At 61.7% G+C, this 16,209-nt stretch carries 15 protein-coding genes; 4 read left to right on the plus strand and 11 right to left on the minus strand.

Going from position 1 to position 16,209, the window contains the following annotated elements; translation table 11 throughout:
- Positions 1 to 25: 25 nt before the first annotated feature.
- Genes CD04_RS0107890 through CD04_RS0107900 form a run of 3 tightly spaced genes read right to left on the minus strand, consistent with a single transcriptional unit; the run spans position 26 to position 5,152 of the window.
- Complete coding sequence (locus CD04_RS0107890; protein WP_031405660.1) at positions 26 to 988, minus strand: PD-(D/E)XK motif protein; 963 nt, start codon at positions 986 to 988, stop codon at positions 26 to 28.
- The gene (locus CD04_RS0107895) at positions 981 to 3,689 is read right to left on the minus strand and encodes a Z1 domain-containing protein (protein ID WP_038167597.1); all 2,709 of its coding nucleotides are present in this window, start codon (positions 3,687 to 3,689) and stop codon (positions 981 to 983) included. The genes CD04_RS0107890 and CD04_RS0107895 overlap by 8 nt, the downstream gene beginning before the upstream one ends.
- A complete protein-coding gene (locus CD04_RS0107900; RefSeq protein ID WP_231480502.1) occupies positions 3,686 to 5,152 on the minus strand; it encodes an ATP-binding protein in 1,467 nt (488 codons plus the stop codon). Before CD04_RS0107900 ends, CD04_RS0107895 begins: the two co-directional genes overlap by 4 nt.
- Positions 5,153 to 5,725: 573 nt before the next feature.
- Here CD04_RS0107900 and CD04_RS25005 point away from each other — a divergent pair.
- On the plus strand, positions 5,726 to 5,854 hold the full coding sequence (locus CD04_RS25005) for a hypothetical protein (RefSeq protein WP_255332538.1): 129 nt from the start codon (positions 5,726 to 5,728) through the stop codon (positions 5,852 to 5,854).
- Positions 5,855 to 5,962: 108 nt separating this feature from the next.
- Here CD04_RS25005 and CD04_RS23680 read toward each other — a convergent pair whose 3' ends face one another.
- From CD04_RS23680 to CD04_RS0107935, 6 genes are all read right to left on the minus strand, one after another.
- Positions 5,963 to 6,100, minus strand: a complete 138-nt coding sequence (locus tag CD04_RS23680) for a hypothetical protein (protein ID WP_156030182.1) — start codon at positions 6,098 to 6,100, stop codon at positions 5,963 to 5,965.
- Entirely contained in the window at positions 6,087 to 6,380 is a 294-nt protein-coding gene (locus CD04_RS0107920) for a hypothetical protein (protein WP_031405666.1), read from the minus strand. The genes CD04_RS23680 and CD04_RS0107920 overlap by 14 nt, the downstream gene beginning before the upstream one ends.
- Positions 6,381 to 6,386: 6 nt before the next feature.
- Positions 6,387 to 7,295: a ParM/StbA family protein gene (locus CD04_RS0107925; protein WP_031405667.1), complete on the minus strand. Its 909-nt coding sequence runs from the start codon at positions 7,293 to 7,295 to the stop codon at positions 6,387 to 6,389.
- A 76-nt stretch (positions 7,296 to 7,371) separates the two neighbouring features.
- Entirely contained in the window at positions 7,372 to 8,331 is a 960-nt protein-coding gene (locus CD04_RS22540) for a hypothetical protein (protein ID WP_051849026.1), read from the minus strand.
- A complete protein-coding gene (locus CD04_RS23685; protein WP_156030184.1) occupies positions 8,328 to 8,648 on the minus strand; it encodes a hypothetical protein in 321 nt (106 codons plus the stop codon). Before CD04_RS23685 ends, CD04_RS22540 begins: the two co-directional genes overlap by 4 nt.
- A 53-nt stretch (positions 8,649 to 8,701) precedes the next feature.
- Positions 8,702 to 8,965 carry a hypothetical protein gene (locus tag CD04_RS0107935; protein ID WP_031405671.1) on the minus strand — a complete coding sequence of 88 codons (264 nt, stop codon included), beginning with the start codon at positions 8,963 to 8,965 and terminating at the stop codon, positions 8,702 to 8,704.
- 55 nt (positions 8,966 to 9,020) lie between these two features.
- Between CD04_RS0107935 and CD04_RS0107940 the strand changes: the two genes are divergently transcribed.
- The 3 genes from CD04_RS0107940 to CD04_RS0107950 all read left to right on the plus strand — a co-directional run bounded on the left by CD04_RS0107940 (position 9,021) and on the right by CD04_RS0107950 (position 12,886).
- A complete protein-coding gene (locus CD04_RS0107940; RefSeq protein ID WP_031405673.1) occupies positions 9,021 to 9,479 on the plus strand; it encodes a hypothetical protein in 459 nt (152 codons plus the stop codon).
- 625 nt (positions 9,480 to 10,104) lie between these two features.
- Complete coding sequence (locus CD04_RS0107945; protein WP_031405674.1) at positions 10,105 to 10,557, plus strand: helix-turn-helix domain-containing protein; 453 nt, start codon at positions 10,105 to 10,107, stop codon at positions 10,555 to 10,557.
- Positions 10,550 to 12,886, plus strand: coding sequence for a VIT and VWA domain-containing protein (locus CD04_RS0107950; protein ID WP_081857854.1), 2,337 nt, complete (start codon positions 10,550 to 10,552; stop codon positions 12,884 to 12,886). The genes CD04_RS0107945 and CD04_RS0107950 overlap by 8 nt, the downstream gene beginning before the upstream one ends.
- 1,008 nt (positions 12,887 to 13,894) lie before the next feature.
- Here the strand turns inward: CD04_RS0107950 and CD04_RS0107960 are convergent.
- Both CD04_RS0107960 and repC read right to left on the minus strand, forming a co-directional pair.
- Positions 13,895 to 14,884 (minus strand): toprim domain-containing protein, encoded by a 990-nt coding sequence (locus CD04_RS0107960; protein WP_197033056.1) that lies wholly within the window; start codon positions 14,882 to 14,884, stop codon positions 13,895 to 13,897.
- Positions 14,885 to 15,307: 423 nt separating this feature from the next.
- A complete protein-coding gene (gene repC / locus CD04_RS0107965) occupies positions 15,308 to 16,171 on the minus strand; it encodes a replication protein C, IncQ-type (RefSeq protein WP_197033057.1) in 864 nt (287 codons plus the stop codon).
- Between the last annotated feature and the right edge of the window lie 38 nt (positions 16,172 to 16,209).

Here is a 16,209-nt window from a genome sequence, read left to right on the forward strand (position 1 = left end):
AGCGAGATTCTCAAGGAGACCCGAATCATCCATGTAATTCCTCCATGACGGCTGCCCAGTTCACCGTGGTCTTATAGGTTCCACATGCGTTGAGGGCAATCGAGTAGGTGACGTCCTGCAGGCCGGCGACGATGGCGGTCCGAGACAGTAGAGGGAAGCCGTGGGTCACGGCGTAGTGTGTGCTTCCGACCGCGTCGTAGCGGTGGTCCTCGTACTCGGGAAGCGGCAGGTAGTTGACCTGCGCAAGTCGCTCATCCAAGAGTGCTTCGAGTGTCGGATCTCCGCCGAGCCGAAGCCGCACATCCGCGATCAGTGCCGGCAGTGAGGCACTGGCGTCCTGTACTTGGGCCAGGCGTGTCACCACGAGAGTCATGGGGCTCTCGGGCTCTGCCCAAAGCTGCTCGGGCGAGGAAATTCGGACCTTGTCCGAGCTGCCGACGAGATGTGCCTTGATCTCGAACAGCCATCGCCCGACAGTAAAATCTTGGGGAGCGCCATCAGGGCCTTTCCAGAATCGGAGACCCCTTAGCCCGAAACGCCCCATGAGCTCGTCTCTGAGAAAGACCAGCTCGGCAAACAATCCGCGAATCTCCCGATCATCGAGAAGCTTGGCGCCGCCGCGCATCAAGAGTCGCTGCCAGCGCGCAAGCCTGACGGCAAGGGCATCGAGTGCCTCGGCATCAGACGCGCTGCGCTTCGCGATTTCGATCAGATCCCGACACAAGGTCGCGAATATCTCCCAGTCGCCTGTGTTGCACAGCACTAGCTGCAAGGCACCCTTCTCAGCGCTCCAGAATGTTTCGATTCCTCGTAGACTGGGCAGATCCGGATCGGCGCCGGCGCAATCCGGCAAGGCGAAGAGGAATGTGTAGTTTCCGTCGGGCCGCCTAGCCCAGAACATATCGATCCGGCTTCCCGGCTCGGCTCGCAGGGCTGCCAAGTCGCCGTGTGCCCCCGCGGGCAGACGCCCCCAAGGATTCTCAGTCATCGAACGCCTCCAAGTCTTCGGTGTCGTCCTCCAATTCCTCTTCGAAGTTGGACCGCCACCAAGTGGTATTCACAATGTATTCGACTGTTCTCTCCTGGGCTCCGGCCGGCGGGAAGCTCATGCCCCAAGCGACCATGTCCTCACACACGCGCGCCTTCTTGCCGTCCTCCGGTTTCATCTCCTCCACGTGCAGCAGCCGAAGCATCAGAAGCGGCTTCGACCGACGCTGTCGATAGACCCGATCCGGAATGCTCTTACCCTCATTACTCGAGCTACTGCGAAATTCTTCCTCGGCCGATCGGATTTCGTCTCCCATCATGCCCTCCTTCTCGTCACCAGGCGCGGCAATGCGTGCTGATCGCCCGGAGACACTGATATAGCCGCCACGATCGTCAAACGTACCGCCCCGAAGTTGCCTGAAGATGCGCACGCCACCAACCGTCTGTTCACCGGCGTCAGAGTGGGCTGTCCTTCGCCCGTACAGGCACACGTCCCATTGTTGAAGCCGCTCCGGATTTGCCTCGATATAGCTGAGCACAGGATCCGACTGGGTCTCCAGCGAAATCTCGTCGTGATTCCGAAATGCCTTCACGAAATCCCTGACTCGCTCGACCGCAACCTTTCGCCAGAGCTTGTTGCCCGACCCATTCTCGGAAACGTGGGGACGGTCGGCCTCAAGCTGCGCCACCAGTCGATCAAGAGCCCTGAAGTTTTCCTCTTGAGAATCGGTGCGGAGCTGGGTCGTCTCGATCGAGCGCCCCCCGAGGGCGACCGCGTGTGGCACCTTCCGACCCGAGCGCATCTTATTGCGCGCGGTGACAATAAGCGCGCTGGGATGCGAACGCACGCGCAAGCCGAAATCCTCCGGCCGCTTGTGCAGGCGTTCCATCCGCTTGAATTCGAATCGCAACTCCTCTATGGCCTCCGAGATGTGCGCATACCAGCTTTCTGCAGCGGGAGTCATGTAGATCCGGCAAAGGTCGGCATAGCCGTCCCTGTAGCCGAACCATCGCCCCATCTGGAGCAGCGTGTCATACATCATCGAGTTTCGAAGGAAGTAGCTGACGCTCAGCCCCTCCAGCGTGAAGCCGCGTGAGAGGGCCAAGCCGCCCACCGCGATGACGTGCAGGCCCGTGTCCTTGTATCGCCGGTAGTCGAGGACGTCCGAGGATTTGCTATTGATCTTCCTGACCTCGATCGGTCCGACAACCTTCGGAAGTTGAGCCAGCACCTCCTCCCAGTCCTCCTCCAGGTCGTTCAGGCGCGTGTTCCAGACCTGCTTCAACCTTGCAATCTCCGGATCCTTGACCGCTTCCGGTTCAGGCAGGGCGCCATGGCCGATGCATGCGTTGCGTATGGTGTTGAGCTGGTCGTTGACCAAGCCGGTTACACGGGTCTGGACATCGTTGAAGCGCGACACATTGATCAGCATGGACGAATGATTCGTGCCCTGACCACGGATGGCACGAACCGCGCGGCCCAGCACATAGACACGAATGGCCTCCTCGAGGCTCGGAGGCAGGCGCCTCGGATCGAGTGTGATCTTGTGACGCTCGGGCAGGATGTCCTCATGGTCCTCGACGTAGCACAGGCAGCCGTGCAGCCTCCCGTCCTCGGGAAAGATGCTGGACGGGCCGACATAGTTCGTCGGCGCATCCAGAGCCACGATGAAGTCTCGGGGAAAAAGGTCCTCTCGCTTGAGGCTGTCGGTCGCATCCGGATCGATGAAGATATTTGCAAACGGAGTGGCGGTGTACCCCAGGTAGACATTGCGATCGAACAGATCCAGAAGCGCCCGGATCAGGGCGTTGATCCGCTTCGGCGCCCCCGGGTCAAGCGAGGTGTTCACCGAGGCGTTGTCGGCCTCGTCGTCGATGAGCAGCATGGGCATGGCAGAGATCTTTGCGCCATCGCCCTCGAAACTCTTGGTCTTCAACCACTCGATCAGGTTCTTGAGCACGCTGGCGTTCTTCTTCATGACCAGCACGAGCGGCTCTGAAAGGGATTGCAGTGGCACTGCGAGGTTGACGTAGGCTGAACGAAAATCAACATCGCGACTGGTGAGGGTCAACGGCCGGCGCTGCAGACCTGCCAGGCCGACTCCGACCCGCGCTTCATGTGCGCGTGTAGCCTCGGAACTCACTCCGATGAATCCCTCCTCGATTCGCTCCTGGGTCTGCGCCCTGAGATCCTCCTGCGTGCCGGTCAGGACGACGACGAACCTGTAGCCGTAGTCCGAGGCCTTGCATATCACGCCGGAGTAGTTCGCCGTCTTGCCGGACTGAACGTGACCGACGACCAAGCCACGTCGCTTCCAATTCCCCCCCTTCAGAGGATTCTCGAGTAGGCCGACGATCTTGTCGGTGTCCTTGTCCATAACACCGAGGACGGAAGGAGGGAATCCTCTTCCACCGAGCCAGTTCCTGTACCGCGGGTAGTAGAAGTGGGGTGCGTCCGCTCGACGACCGGGAAGCCATTCCTCGAACTTGAGTTGCACAGCCGCTGCGTCTTCCATGCGGATATACAACTGGGCCTCGATGCGGCGCGCCGCGTCCTCCAGCATTTCTTCGGTGACCTCCGCCTTCAGCGTGGCATCAAGCCCGAGCAGCGTCGTCAACGTCAGCCGCACCAACGCCGGCGTTCTTTCCGGCATCGCACCCAGCAAGTTGACGGCGTTGTTCTCAACATCGGTCAGTCTCATTCCCGCGCATCCTCGGCAAGTCGCGAAATCAATTCATCCACCCGTGAAGGCCAACGTGCGAAGGGATCGACACTCAACAGCAGGGACCGCAATTGGTCCATCGGCAGTCCCCGATTCGCCATTGCAAGCATCCTTGCCAAGGAGAGAAGAAGTTCGCCGTCAGGCTCTTCCTCCCGTAGATCCTTCGGATTTCCCGCGTAGTCGCTGTAGAAACTCGCGGCCGGGAACGAGGCCCCGACCATCCGGAGGATGGCGTCAAGTCGCCCTCTGATCGACTCGTCTAGATCACCGCGCAAATCGCTGATCAATGGATGGTGGAGTTCGATCTCGTATTGGACCCGGTCGTTGAATACACGTCGCACCCAGACAGAAATCACTTTGCGGTCGATGAGAGCCACTCCCCGCGTCGTGTATGGTCGCTTTGCGCCCCCTCTGATTCGCTCGAGGATCTGCTTCATGCGCTGGCGCACTACCTCGGGCGGGTAGGCGTGAGCCTTGCGCACGTCGATCCTCCACAGGTGGTCAAGGGTGTTCGGGATCTCGACCTTCACTCGCGCTAGTTTGGTCAGTTCCTCCTGCTTGGCCAACCGGAACCATGTCCCCCAGATGATCAGCCGCTGGTTGCGGTAGACGTAGAAGCCCTGATTTCTAAGATACCCCTCCGCACCGGCGAGTCGGGCGTACTCGGCGGGGCTGACATTTGAATGGTGGGGCAGGATGTACGGCTGGATGCGCACTTCTTCCCCATCCACGCTGACCCGCTCCGTATTCATGATCTGCGTGGAAGGAGAGCCAGTACCAAAGGGATCGAACGGGTCGACAGCTTGTCCGTTGATCCGGATGCGCAGGGCGCGACGACCCGACTCACCGGACAGGAATCGATGGAACACTAGCGCGAGGTGCTCCCGAACAACTGCCATCTGTTCATTCAGATGGACGGCACCCGAATCAGCACCCTTCCCGAGATCGAGCCGATCGACCTTCTGCCAGATGACTGCCGTGCCGCGTGTGCCGAGCTCACCCACGACGGGTAGGCTTGCCAAGTCGCCATCGCTAAGGCGCCTCAGACACCAGCGATCGGTGGAACTCACTAGATCGAGGTCCCATTGCGCGGCCGCCGACCGCCCGAGGATTCTGCTGAGAACAGTCAGCCGTCTGCATTGCGAGAATGACGCTGTTTTCAGCCCGAGCCCAAAGCGCCCGAGGTCCGACCGCTTCCTTGCATCCCTAGGACTTCGGGCTCCGGCTCGCATGGCGTCCAGAAGCGTCGCCTCATCCATTCCCGCGCCGTCGTCGAGAATTGCCAGCCAAGCACCGGCCGCATCCCATCCAAAACGCACATCGATCTGCGAGGCTCCAGCGCTGATGCTGTTGTCCAAGATGTCGGCGACGGCTGACTCAAGCGAATAGCCAATATCTCTCATTGCCTCGATCAAGGAAGATGCGCGTGGCGGCAGATCCACTTCCGACTGATCCGCGGCGGCGGATATCACGTCGGCATCGGCAAATTCGGGTGGATCGTGTCTCACGCTTTACCTTCTTTTCTTGTTGCGGCTTTCGGCTTACGTCGAGTAGTACGGAAAATCCGGACATAGACGCATGCGTGCCTAATTCTGTCACATATAGCGCAGCGCTCTTGTCGTCATAAACCCGCTGTCTGGAGAATCTTGCGTTTCCTGCAATCTGCCGTTTGCTCGCGCTCAGGGTTGTGGGGAATCACAATTGCTCAACGAAGCGAAGCACACGGCTGAACTTTGTCAGGCGACATGCAAAACAGACGCGCGGGTTGCCCTCGCCGGCGTTGGTTTGAGCAGGAAATTCTCGCATGCCGATTCCTCCGTGTCGGCCAAGCGTCGCATCAAGGGCTTGGCCTTCTCATCAACGCCTCTCGCTTGATGTTGACGTGGCCGCAGCGTATGGGGTACACGACGCTTCGAACACATTCACCGCTTCCTCGGGTGCAACCGCCAATGGATTCGCGATCGGAATTCGGCATTCCTTCTGACACCTGAAGGGCATTTCCATGCACACCCGGCATGGAAATCCGTGCCGTGCTGGAGCTGCTTGGCTATTGCGACGTGAGCACCACAATCATCGATGCCCATGTGCTGAAGGTTGCTGCGGTAGGCAGCGCCAGTGCGCTGGATGGCGTGCCCTGGGTGTAGCGCGCGGCGCCTGCCCTTCGCACCATAATCAGCAGCTGCTGTCATGCCGTCGGCGTCCATGTCCGCGCCCTCGCCGGTGCGGATGACTTCGCCGCGTGACATGATTTCCTACTGGTCGGCCAGCGTTTCGGCGAAGCCGTCGTACCGTTCAATCAGCAGGATGTCCGTGTCGCTGCGCTGGGCGATTATGCGGATGAAGCGCTCGATACCTTGATGATGGAGGACTTTGATGTCACCACCCCTCATCAAGCCTGATGCCGACCCCTTCGGCCACCCCGACCTGCGTTTGACCACGATCGGGCGTCTGCCCATTGGATCTGGCATCTGGCTCAGGACTAGGGTCGCTCTGGGAATGGCTGCTCGCCGCGCCGCGCCTCGTAGGGTTCTCCGGCGCTTGCTCCACAGCTTGCTCCAGCGCCAGACGCATGGCAAATAGTGCCTTTCGCCGCGCGCTCAAACCCAACTCGGTGTACCGCGCGTACAGGGCGTCCTCGACACCGATCGTCACGCTTTTCTTGCGCCCCATGGTCACTCAATCTCCGAGGCCCGCTGCGATCCGGGACAGACCATCCGCGACGGCGAAGCGTCCGCCCGGAGAGCGCACGTGCGCTGGCAGGACAGCTGGATCAAGAAGATCAGCTCCGCCACCGGAGAGCAGGAGCACCTCGATGTCCGGTTGAAGGGTCATCAGCCGTGCCAGGCCGGCCTGGATCACCTGAGTCAACGCAGCACGGGCTGCCGATGCCGCCTCCTGGACATGGACATGTTCCAGCCGATGATGGAGGATCCCTGTGGAGAGCGCTTGCTCCATGGTTTCAAATCTCACGGTGCCAAGCAGGCGCGGTCGCAACGCTGCCGAGAGATGGTCCACGGCCAGCCGCACACCTGGCAAGCTGATGAGCGATCCGGAAACCGGACGGCCCTTGACGCTGACGGCAAGATCCGTCGAATAGCGTCCGACGTCGATGATTGCGACGGCTTTCGAGGCCAGGCCAGGGTGCAGCGCCATGGCAGCCGTGAGCGCACCGGCCGGTTGGGCGACCACTCGGATGCTCGCCCCCGGCGCCGCTTCGCCAGCTTGCCGCGCAACCTGATCACGCACGCGCGAGCCAGCCTCCGAGGGAACGCCGAGCACGATCCGGTCGAGCGGCTGGTTCGCATGATGCGCCTGTCGGAGCGCGGCGCGCAGGAGCACCTCGTACTCGATGCTCAATTCGAACCCGGCATCGTTCGCCGGATGCACGCGGCCATGGATGATGGCCGCATGCCCGACAAACCAGTCGCGATCCCCGTGGCGGATCGTGTCCTGCCGCACCCTCTCGCGTTCAGCTGCGTCATCGATGCCAAGCGCCGGGCAGGCCACGGCGGGAAACACGGGCAGGTGACGCCCCGCGGCGGAGATCTTGACCCCGGAACGGCCAATGTCAATGCCGAGACTCATGTTGGAACTCCTTTCAAATATGCGATTTCAGGAAACTGGAAACTGGAATCCGGGAATTGGGTTCCATGATCCGCACTTACCTGGGCGCTGGTCCATGACGCTGCGCCGGCTGGCGTGCGCTGCGAGTCGCAGCACGCTGCAGCACTTGCTCAACATCGTGCTGCGCGGCTCGCACCCGCACCGCTCCCCGGCCGCAGCGACGCTTGCCGTAATGCGTCTGATGGGTCTCGATGATGCCATGACCCATGAGTGCGGCAATCTGCTCCGGAGCCAGGCCTGCGGATTTGGCATCAGCCGCAAACTGATGGCGCCCTGAGTAAAGCGTCGGTCGCCGCTGGCGCTTGGGCCACAGATCGCGTGCGGCCCGCCGGATGGCTTGTCGAACCCCGGCATAGGCCTGGTCGTAGAGGCGTTCGGCATTCAGCCGCTTGATGGCCTGGAGCAGATGGTTCAGCGATGCCCAGTCGGGCGCGTCCAGCGCAGGAATCACCACCGTTCGCGTGGCCCCATGCGCCCGTCCGTTCGTTGCCTTTGCATTTTGCACAAGCAATGCAACGTCGAGGGTCTGCGGGTCGCGGGTCACGTGGGCAAGGCGCCACTCGGCTGGACGAAGCCCCGTGACGGTGGTCCACAGCATCCAGCGAGCAGCCAGGTTGTTCCAGCGCCCCGCATGACCGTCGAGCCAGGTCAGTATTGCTCGCAGCTCTGCAGTCTTCACGGTGCGCGCCTTGCCGTGCGACGTGCGCGACGATGCGTGCACTGCCGCATCAGCCGGGCGTCCTTCGGTGCAAAGGCGCGCGATCAGCTCGTCGCCAGTGCTCAACCCGGATTGCTCCAAGACGTGCACGACCGCCGCCCGGTATTGGCGCCAGCTTGCCTCGCGTAATGCCGGTCGCAGAGTCAGGAGCCAGCTGACGAAGTCCGCCCAAGGGACCTCGGGATCCCCCGCATCCTCGCTTTCATGGTCCTTGACGTAGCGTCGGCAGAGTTGGCGAAACCGCTGCTCGTAGGCCCATTTCGTGTGCGCGCTTTTCATGGCCTCCCCCCGTTACTGGGTGTGCAGTAACGCAGCGCTCGGCCACGCTCCCCCAAGCTCTCTTGCGCGGCCATAAGGCTTTGCGGGTCGGCCGCCTGCACCAGTCGCAGGATGTGCCGGCGACCCACACGCCAGGCCGGTGCCGTGAGATCGGCTCGCCGCTCAAGCCACCACTGGCAGATCGTGCCCGTCTCAAACGGCATGTAGCCACCCCGGCACTCGTGGTGCTCAGGGTTCGGGCTGGTTTCGCGCCACCACACGTAAAGTAGCCAGGCTGCGCCCGGCAAGGTCGATGAGGGGGTCGGTTTGACTCGCATCGCGCATCTCCGTGACTGTCGATGCGCGAAAGCTTACCATAAGCATACGGGCATTACCGAGTGATCGCGGCCCTTCTTTTGACGCGCGCATCGGCATACCACTGCAGAACCAACTCCACCACCGATTGGCGCTCCACGCCCAACTCACTGGCAAGACTGTCCAGGATCTGGACGGCATTGGGGCTCAAAAACAGATCCATCTGGATTTTCCCGCCCATTCCGAGTCTTTGCCGGCGGCGCTGCTGTGCCGCCCGGTTCTGCTCGCGACGCCTGTCAAGCGCCTCCTGATCCTGATTTTTTGTCGTTGAATCGTCCATTGCTTATGGTAATATTCTCGAATGATTTGCGTATCACCTTCCAGGAGTCGTGATTATGAAGCGCCATCCGTTTCATGCCGGTTTCGCACCACGCAGCGCCCTCGGGCAGTTTCTCTATACCTTCTACGCGGAGGATTGCGATGATGGGGCTGTGCAAGCGTGCTTCAGACAGGGGAGCCTCGCCTTCGATCCGGTCGAATTGGCGATCTGGTGGCAGAGCAAACGCCCACTCATGGCTGCAGATCTTTGGCAGCAAGGCGCAAGGCACCTGTTCGCGATGATCAGCGAATGCGGATGCGACGAATGGCAGGAGGCCGCCGACCGCCTGGCCATCGACGTCGACGCCGCGGCCCGGGGTGGGCGGCGAGCCCCGGTGGATGATGTTTTCGGGCCGATGGGGATTCGCCGTTGCGCGCCCCCGCTGGCTGAGCCGCCCACCCCTCGGTGCCGCAGGGGCGACGGGCCGGCGACTGCGCTGCGAAGGATGACCCATCGCCTCCCCAACACGGCGTGAACCTGCAAAAGGGCTGCAAGGCCATTTCCTTCGCGAGATCGCTGCACTTGGATAGCCGTGTCCGCTAGGTCGTGCGATGGGTTGGAGACGATTTCGCGATGCTGCCTCTGCCGCGCAGCTTACTTGGCGCTTCGAGAGAACAGACGTCGTTCACCCACTTCCATGGGCGCAGGTGTAGCAACGTCGCTCACCGGGGATGGATGCGTGCCCGCAGACCTCGCAAAATTCCATCATGGGATTCAGAGGCGGGTTGAGTATTCGCGTGCCTGTGTTCACGCTCCCGAAGGTAACCGTGCCGCCCCAGAATCCAGCCGAAGTCCCTTCGTGCGCTGTGGATCCTTTGGGCCGTTGCACGACTTCGATGTGCATGGCCTTGCCCCGTACCCCCTTTGACCATGAATGAAACCGGCGCGCGCCCTTTCGCCTACGGATCTTCGCCATCGATTCAGAGCCCCCATTGGTGTGCAGCGGCATCAACATCATTCTCTCCGTGGCTGAGCAGGTCCATCCTTGTGGGCGGGAGGGCTGTATCGCCGTACGTTGATGGTGCGCCAACGACGCGCAATCTGAAACCCCTCGGGCAAAGGGGTTGCAAAAAGCCAGTTGTTGTGTATAAATAAAGTGTATGAATAATTCAGTCCCAGCTCCCAGCTACTCACTGACCGAACTGTGCTCCCTGGCCGACGTGCCTCTACGCACGGCGCGCTACTACGTCCAGATCGGCCTAGTCGACCGCCCGCAGGGCGAAACGCGCGCAGCCCACTACGACGGCCATCACCTTGAGCAGCTGCTGCAGGCGCGAAAGTGGGCAGCCGCCGGGGTCTCGCTGGAGAGGATCCGGGGATTGCTTCATGGTGAACCGCCCCCGGTGCCGTCGCCCCAGCCGTCGCTGCCCGGAACCGTAGAGGTCCGCAGCCACATCACGGTGGCACAAGGAATCGAACTGGTCGTCGAGCCGGCACGCGCCGGGTTGGATCCGGCTCAGCTACGCGCCCTGGTGCGGGGTGCCGTCGAGCTCTACGGGCGCCTCACCGACGTGCTGCCTAGGCAAAAACAACAAGGAGAAGACGATGTTTGAACAATCCTCCCGTCGACCCGCGGCCCTCGTGGCTCCCACAGTCCATTCCATGGTCTTCGAAGGCGCGCACCTGCGTGGCGATCTGCAGGGCCCGCTGCTGCGTGCCGAGATCGAGCAGCGCTTCACCAACCAATCCGCCGAAGCAATCGAGGCTGTCTACACTTTTCCTTTGCCATATGACGCTGTGATCCTGGGCGTGAATGCCACCGTGGGAGATCGAGAACTATGCGGCAGTGTGTTTGCCCGCGTCGAGGCTGGCGAGCGCTACGAGAAGGCGGTCACCGACGGTGATGCCGCGCTGATGCTCGAGCTGAACCCCGATGGCAGTATCACCCTCAACCTCGGAAATTTGCTGCCTGGGGAAAGCTGCGTCGTCCAGATTCGGTACGGTCAGCTGTTGCGCTTCGAACATGGCGGCCTTCGACTGATCTTCCCCACAGTCATTGCGCCGCGCTTCGGAGATCCCGTGCACGACGGCGGCTTGCAACCCCACCAAGTCGCCGCGGCCGACCTGTGCACCGAGCATTCCTTCGTGCTGGACCTTTCCCTGCACGGCGCCTTGGCGCGGGCAGATATGCACTCGCCCAGCCATACGATCCACTGCGTTCGCGATGAACGCCTGGAATTGGTAAGAGTGACCCTGGGAAAAGACGCTCGCCTCGACCGCGATTTCGTGCTGGTCTTGGATGGGTTGGAACACGACAGCATTGTTCTGTTTCAGGACGACCCCTTGGAGCCGGGATCCAGCGCACTGGTCGGCGGCTTGTGCCCTCATCTCGACGCCAAAGCACCTGTGAGCGTCAGCGTGCACCTTTTGGTCGACTGCTCGGGATCGATGGCAGGCGACAGCATGGCAGCCGCCAAGCGAGCACTTCAGTCGATTGTCGGGAAGCTGCGCAAAGGAGACTCCTTCAGCGTTTCGCGCTTCGGCTCCGAGGTCGAGCATCGCAGCCTTGAGCTATGGTCAGCAGACGCCGTGCACCGGCTAGCCGCGCGGCGCTGGATCGATGAGCTGGACGCGGACCTTGGCGGAACGAGGATGGAACAGGCTCTGGCATCGACGCTGGCGCTTGCGGCGGAGCGCCAGGCGGACGTGCTAGTACTTACCGATGGCGAGATTTATGCGATCGACGCAGTGATCAATGCCGCCCGGCGCGGAGGCAAGCGGATCTTTGCCGTGGGGATTGGAAGCTCACCCGCAGAAGGACACCTGCGGCGGCTGGCCGAAGCCAGCGGGGGCGGTTGCGACTTCGTCGGGCCCGCCGAGGACGTGGAGCCGGCAATGCTGCGGATGTTTTCCCGCATGCGTTCCGTGCGGGCGCACCAGCTGCACCTGGAACTTCCTGGCAACGCCCAGCCCATCTGGCTGGCTGGTCTTGATGGCTCCGCGTTTTGCGGCGACACTCTGTTCCTCGCGGCAGCGCTGCGGCAGCCCGCTCAGGCGCAGATCACCGTCACGGCTCTGGGAGTCGACGGTGGCAGGAAAACGGTCGCGCAAGCCATGCTTGAGAAGGCAAGCGGGAGCGGCGAGGATTTGGCGAGGGTCGCCGCTTCCCTGCGCCTGCGCTACGTTGAGCTAAGCGTCGAGCAAAGAACGGAGCTGGCGGTTCGCTACCAGCTGCTCAGCGATTGCACGAGCTTCTTTCTGCTGGCGAAACGAGAGGGGAACCACCGCACCACTGGTATGCCGGCCCTGTGCAAGGTCCACCCGATGCTGGCGGCGGGGTGTGGGGGCAGCGGGGTCGTGTGGCCGCAGAGCATGCGCGCTGATCTATCGTGCCTACGAATGGTTGATCGCGCCGCGTTTTCGATTGCACCGCCTTTATCGATCGATCGCGCTCGCCAGCCCCCTGGTAGCGCGCTCCGCGCGCTGACCGGCGCGAAATCGAAGGGCAAGCCGGTGGCCGCGCAATCCCTGTGGGATATGGATCCGGTGGGCACCGCGGCCAAGAACACGGCAAACGACGCAGGGGTGCGGAAGCTGTTCGCCCCGGTGGCGGGCGTCGGCGTGAGTCCATTGCGCATGAAGAAATGGTTGAACAACCGCAAGGTCGAGGCTTGGCCGAAGACTTTCGATGAGCTAAGCGCGCTGGGTGTGCCAGAGCGTATCGTGTTCTGGCTGCGGAATGACTTTTGGGCAACGCGGCATCCCTACCGCGAGGAAGATGATGTCGTGCGGGCCTTTCTTGAGGCGATCCGGCACATGGCGCGATCGAAGCGAGGCAAGAGCCGAGATGGGCGGCATCGGCAGTATTCCGAGCTCACTCGGGAGCTGATCGCTGAACTGCAGGGCATCCGCGAGGAAGCATGGGTTCGATCGGCTTGGTGACATCCCCCTCGAAGGGGCAGACGAAGGACTGTGGATATGAAAGCCCGAAAATTTCCATCAAGCGAAGCCGAACTCCAGATCCTAAAGCGCAATAGCGGCCCGAGACCCAAGCGGCCCACGTCCATGAGAAGGAAATTGCCGCGGCTCACCTGCCCGCTTTGCGGGGCCGAGATCTGGAGCGGTGGCTTGGTGGGCCACAAGATCGAAGTCCACGGCGAGTCTTCCCACCTTCCCACGCTCAAGACAAGACCCCTTCCGGTCCGGGTTCGCGTCCTCAACGGCGGACTGCCGTCGCTTGGGAAAGGCGCCCGGTAGCAGACAACGAGCGCTGCCCCCTCCGGTACCGGGGCACTTGTGGCAACGGTCCGAAGCCATGCTGCCAATCGCTGGAAAACGCGGGAACAACACGCATCGCCGATTTATGACGGGATGCACATCGTCGTTCAGCCCGCCCATGCGACGCGCGAGAAAGCGCGAGCACCACTTGCCCATCGTGTCCTGCTGCGTCAGCCTCAGCCTGCCAGCGACGCTCTTGTTGGGTTCGCCGCCCGCGCCTTAGCGAATGATGCGTGCATGCATGCTTAACGCGGCCGGAAGTGAGTGGCTTCGGGAAAAGGATTGAAGCTGAGGACGTTCCTGGTCCGTCAGCGCTACCTCCGTCTTCGGTCGGCCTGTTTGCATCGCGGCATCTTTGTCCCAAAGATATACCGCAGTGGTACCCAAGACTAATGCCTGTTATTTACAGGACAGTACACCAGCCCCGGCGCCGATAAACACATCCCCGCCGCTGCGCGGCACGGCGCCGAGATCCCGAGTGTTGCGGTCGATCATCCGCCGCAAGAGCGCCTCCGTTCGGCAGCGTTCAAAATGAGCGCGCCGAGCGCGCAAGAAAAAGTGGGTGGTGGACACCCCATTCCGGAGACCGCGAAATCGAAATTCGCGTGACGCAACAAAAGCGAAGCCCGCCTCAAGGCGGGCTCACAAACACGGCATGTGGGGAAAGGGTGGTCAGGCAGCTTGAAGCTGGGTCTGGCTCGCATTACAGATTGCCTTCGTTTTGTCCGCCCAGTCCTTGATTCCAGGCCCGGACGGCGGCGGCACACGAATGTATTCCAGCCCGCCATCGCGGCATATCCGCGCAATTTTTGATGCCATGTCCTCGCCTGCGGCGTCCCGGTCGTGGGCTGCGCAAATCCTGGGGATCGAAAAGCGCCTTGCGGTCCCGACAACCGCGTCAAACAGCGCGTCTTCAGACGGCCGCCCCCCGAGACTTCCGGCCCATGCCGCGCCACCCCTGTCCAGTCCAAGCAGCTGGACGAGAGCCAGGGCGTCGATGCCGGCTTCAACGAGGTACAGCGCCCGGGGCGGCTCAGGCCTCGGGCGGACCAAAAACATGGTTTTTCGGCCCCCGAATCGCTTGAAGTCAGGGTCCGCGGACCGGAGCTCGTAGCCGGTCAGCTCGCCATCAGAGCTGAAGTGCGGGAAACCAAAGTTCAGGTAACTGCCAAAGCCCTTCAACCCAGTCATGCCCGAGCGCCGTGCGAGGTCGATGATCGACTGTCTCAGCCCGCGCTCGATCAGCAACCGGTGGACATATCCCGGCTCTGGCAGAACCTGGGGCAACGTTCTGAGCGATTTTGCGGCAGTCTCTTGTGTTGGGTGGGGCCGTGGCACTACCGGACCAAAAGAATCGATCTGAGAGCCTTCCAGGCGCATCAAACGGCGCTTCGCATCACCCAAGCTGCCCCCGAACAGGAATTGGGCCAGCGCCAACCAATCGCCTCGGGTCTCGCCATGCCCGTGCAAGAACCACATCTGGTAGTCCACTGCCTTGCTGCTTAGCGGCAGGCAAATCAGCTGCCCGCAGGCGCTGCGCAAGTACCGGTACGCGCCGCCCTTCTCGCGCTGGGCCTTCGGGTCATCGACCAGGCCAAGCGCGGCAATGGCCGCTTCAGTGTTGATGTAGCGGAATGCTCGGGTGTCTCGAAAGTCGATCATCAAAATCTCCAGCGTGTCCAAGCCCATTCCTAAGACCGCGAAAAGGCACGCCTGACGGCGCGCACCCAAAAGCCGGCATGTGGGGAAAAAGGTGGATGGGAAAGCCGGGCCGAGTCCAGCCCCAAGGCAACAAAGCCAGCGACCTCGGCACTTTTCCCCCACAGGCCGGCTTTTGGGTTCATGGGGTCTGGGTTTTGAGGCGACGAGAAAAGCGCGACTTCAAAGCGCGTTTTTCTCTAAGCCTTCCATATCTTGTATGGAAGGCTTATACAAAGTCTTATACGGGGCCGTTTTTCAGAGGGGAAGGAGCGGTTGAAAACACGCATTCGCGCGGTTGAAAACACGCATTCGCGCGGTTGAAAACACGCATTCGCGCGGTTGAAAACACGCATTCGCGCTGGGGATGCGGGCGGGGCCGCGGTGTCAAGAACACGCATTCGCGCGGGTCTTCGCGGCGCCGTTTTTTCGCGCAACGCTAGCTAATTCCCCGTCAATCTGGATTTGCCATTCGGCGCTCGGCATGCTTGCTAGTGCTTTAGTCAGCTGCCTCCGCCGATCGGTCCTGGTCTTGTGATCCTCGGCTGCACCGCCCCACACGTGCTCAGCGAGCCTGTCGAGTTTGATCGTTCGGGGCGCCCCGGCGCCCGGTCTCCAGCAGCTGAGCCAGTGATAGACAATCTGCCCAACCGGCGTTAGCTTTATGAATTCGGACATGTGGATTCGACCGTAGCTGCCCTCGCCGAGCAGCGCCTGCGTCAATCGGTAAGAAAGCGTCAGCCGCACGGCATGGCGGCCGTAAAACGCGCCGCCGGCGATCAGGTGCGTGAAGGCCCCCTTGTTGCCCTTTGTTGCTGTCACGACAATGGAGGCAAGCCGCTGGAGACTCGCCCGGATCGCTGCGTGCGCTTGCCCGTCACGAGGTTTGCGGCCAATCGCTTCGGAAACCGCTGACATTGTGGTTGTGAGTGAAAAAGTCGGCAGTTCATCCGCCATGTTTGCGTCGCCGGCTTTGCGCGGGGCAGCCAACAGGCCCTTCACGTCAACCCCATTTTCCAGCCTGTCATCAAGGTACTTCGCGTTATGTGCGGACTGCAGCGCAAGCGATTGGCAAGCAAGAAGCACCCGAAGATCAAACGCGTCCAGCTCAGGCCCAGACAAGCTAATTTCGCCGCCATTCCATTTTTGCTTGACGCCGTCTAGGTATCGCCTGCTGCTAACAAGCTTGCCGTGCTGATTGCGTTCAGCCCGGATTGTTGGTCGAACCATGCCAGCCAGTCCAAACGCCATGTCCTGTCGCGCCACGCCGCGGCGGGCGTCAACCGCGC

Source organism: Thiomonas sp. FB-Cd (assembly GCF_000733775.1).
Lineage (GTDB): Bacteria > Pseudomonadota > Gammaproteobacteria > Burkholderiales > Burkholderiaceae_C > Thiomonas_A.

Coding starts and splice junctions, on each gene's coding strand:
- CD04_RS0107890 (WP_031405660.1), bottom strand. CDS start 988: ATGACTGAGAATCCTTGGGGGCGTCTGCCCGCGGGGGCACACGGCGAC.
- CD04_RS0107895 (WP_038167597.1), bottom strand. CDS start 3,689: ATGAGACTGACCGATGTTGAGAACAACGCCGTCAACTTGCTGGGTGCG.
- CD04_RS25005 (WP_255332538.1), top strand. CDS start 5,726: ATGGAAATCCGTGCCGTGCTGGAGCTGCTTGGCTATTGCGACGTGAGC.
- CD04_RS23680 (WP_156030182.1), bottom strand. CDS start 6,100: ATGAGGGGTGGTGACATCAAAGTCCTCCATCATCAAGGTATCGAGCGC.
- CD04_RS0107920 (WP_031405666.1), bottom strand. CDS start 6,380: ATGGGGCGCAAGAAAAGCGTGACGATCGGTGTCGAGGACGCCCTGTAC.
- CD04_RS0107925 (WP_031405667.1), bottom strand. CDS start 7,295: ATGAGTCTCGGCATTGACATTGGCCGTTCCGGGGTCAAGATCTCCGCC.
- CD04_RS22540 (WP_051849026.1), bottom strand. CDS start 8,331: ATGAAAAGCGCGCACACGAAATGGGCCTACGAGCAGCGGTTTCGCCAA.
- CD04_RS23685 (WP_156030184.1), bottom strand. CDS start 8,648: ATGCGAGTCAAACCGACCCCCTCATCGACCTTGCCGGGCGCAGCCTGG.
- CD04_RS0107935 (WP_031405671.1), bottom strand. CDS start 8,965: ATGGACGATTCAACGACAAAAAATCAGGATCAGGAGGCGCTTGACAGG.
- CD04_RS0107940 (WP_031405673.1), top strand. CDS start 9,021: ATGAAGCGCCATCCGTTTCATGCCGGTTTCGCACCACGCAGCGCCCTC.
- CD04_RS0107945 (WP_031405674.1), top strand. CDS start 10,105: ATGAATAATTCAGTCCCAGCTCCCAGCTACTCACTGACCGAACTGTGC.
- CD04_RS0107950 (WP_081857854.1), top strand. CDS start 10,550: ATGTTTGAACAATCCTCCCGTCGACCCGCGGCCCTCGTGGCTCCCACA.
- CD04_RS0107960 (WP_197033056.1), bottom strand. CDS start 14,884: ATGATCGACTTTCGAGACACCCGAGCATTCCGCTACATCAACACTGAA.
- repC (WP_197033057.1), bottom strand. CDS start 16,171: ATGGCGTTTGGACTGGCTGGCATGGTTCGACCAACAATCCGGGCTGAA.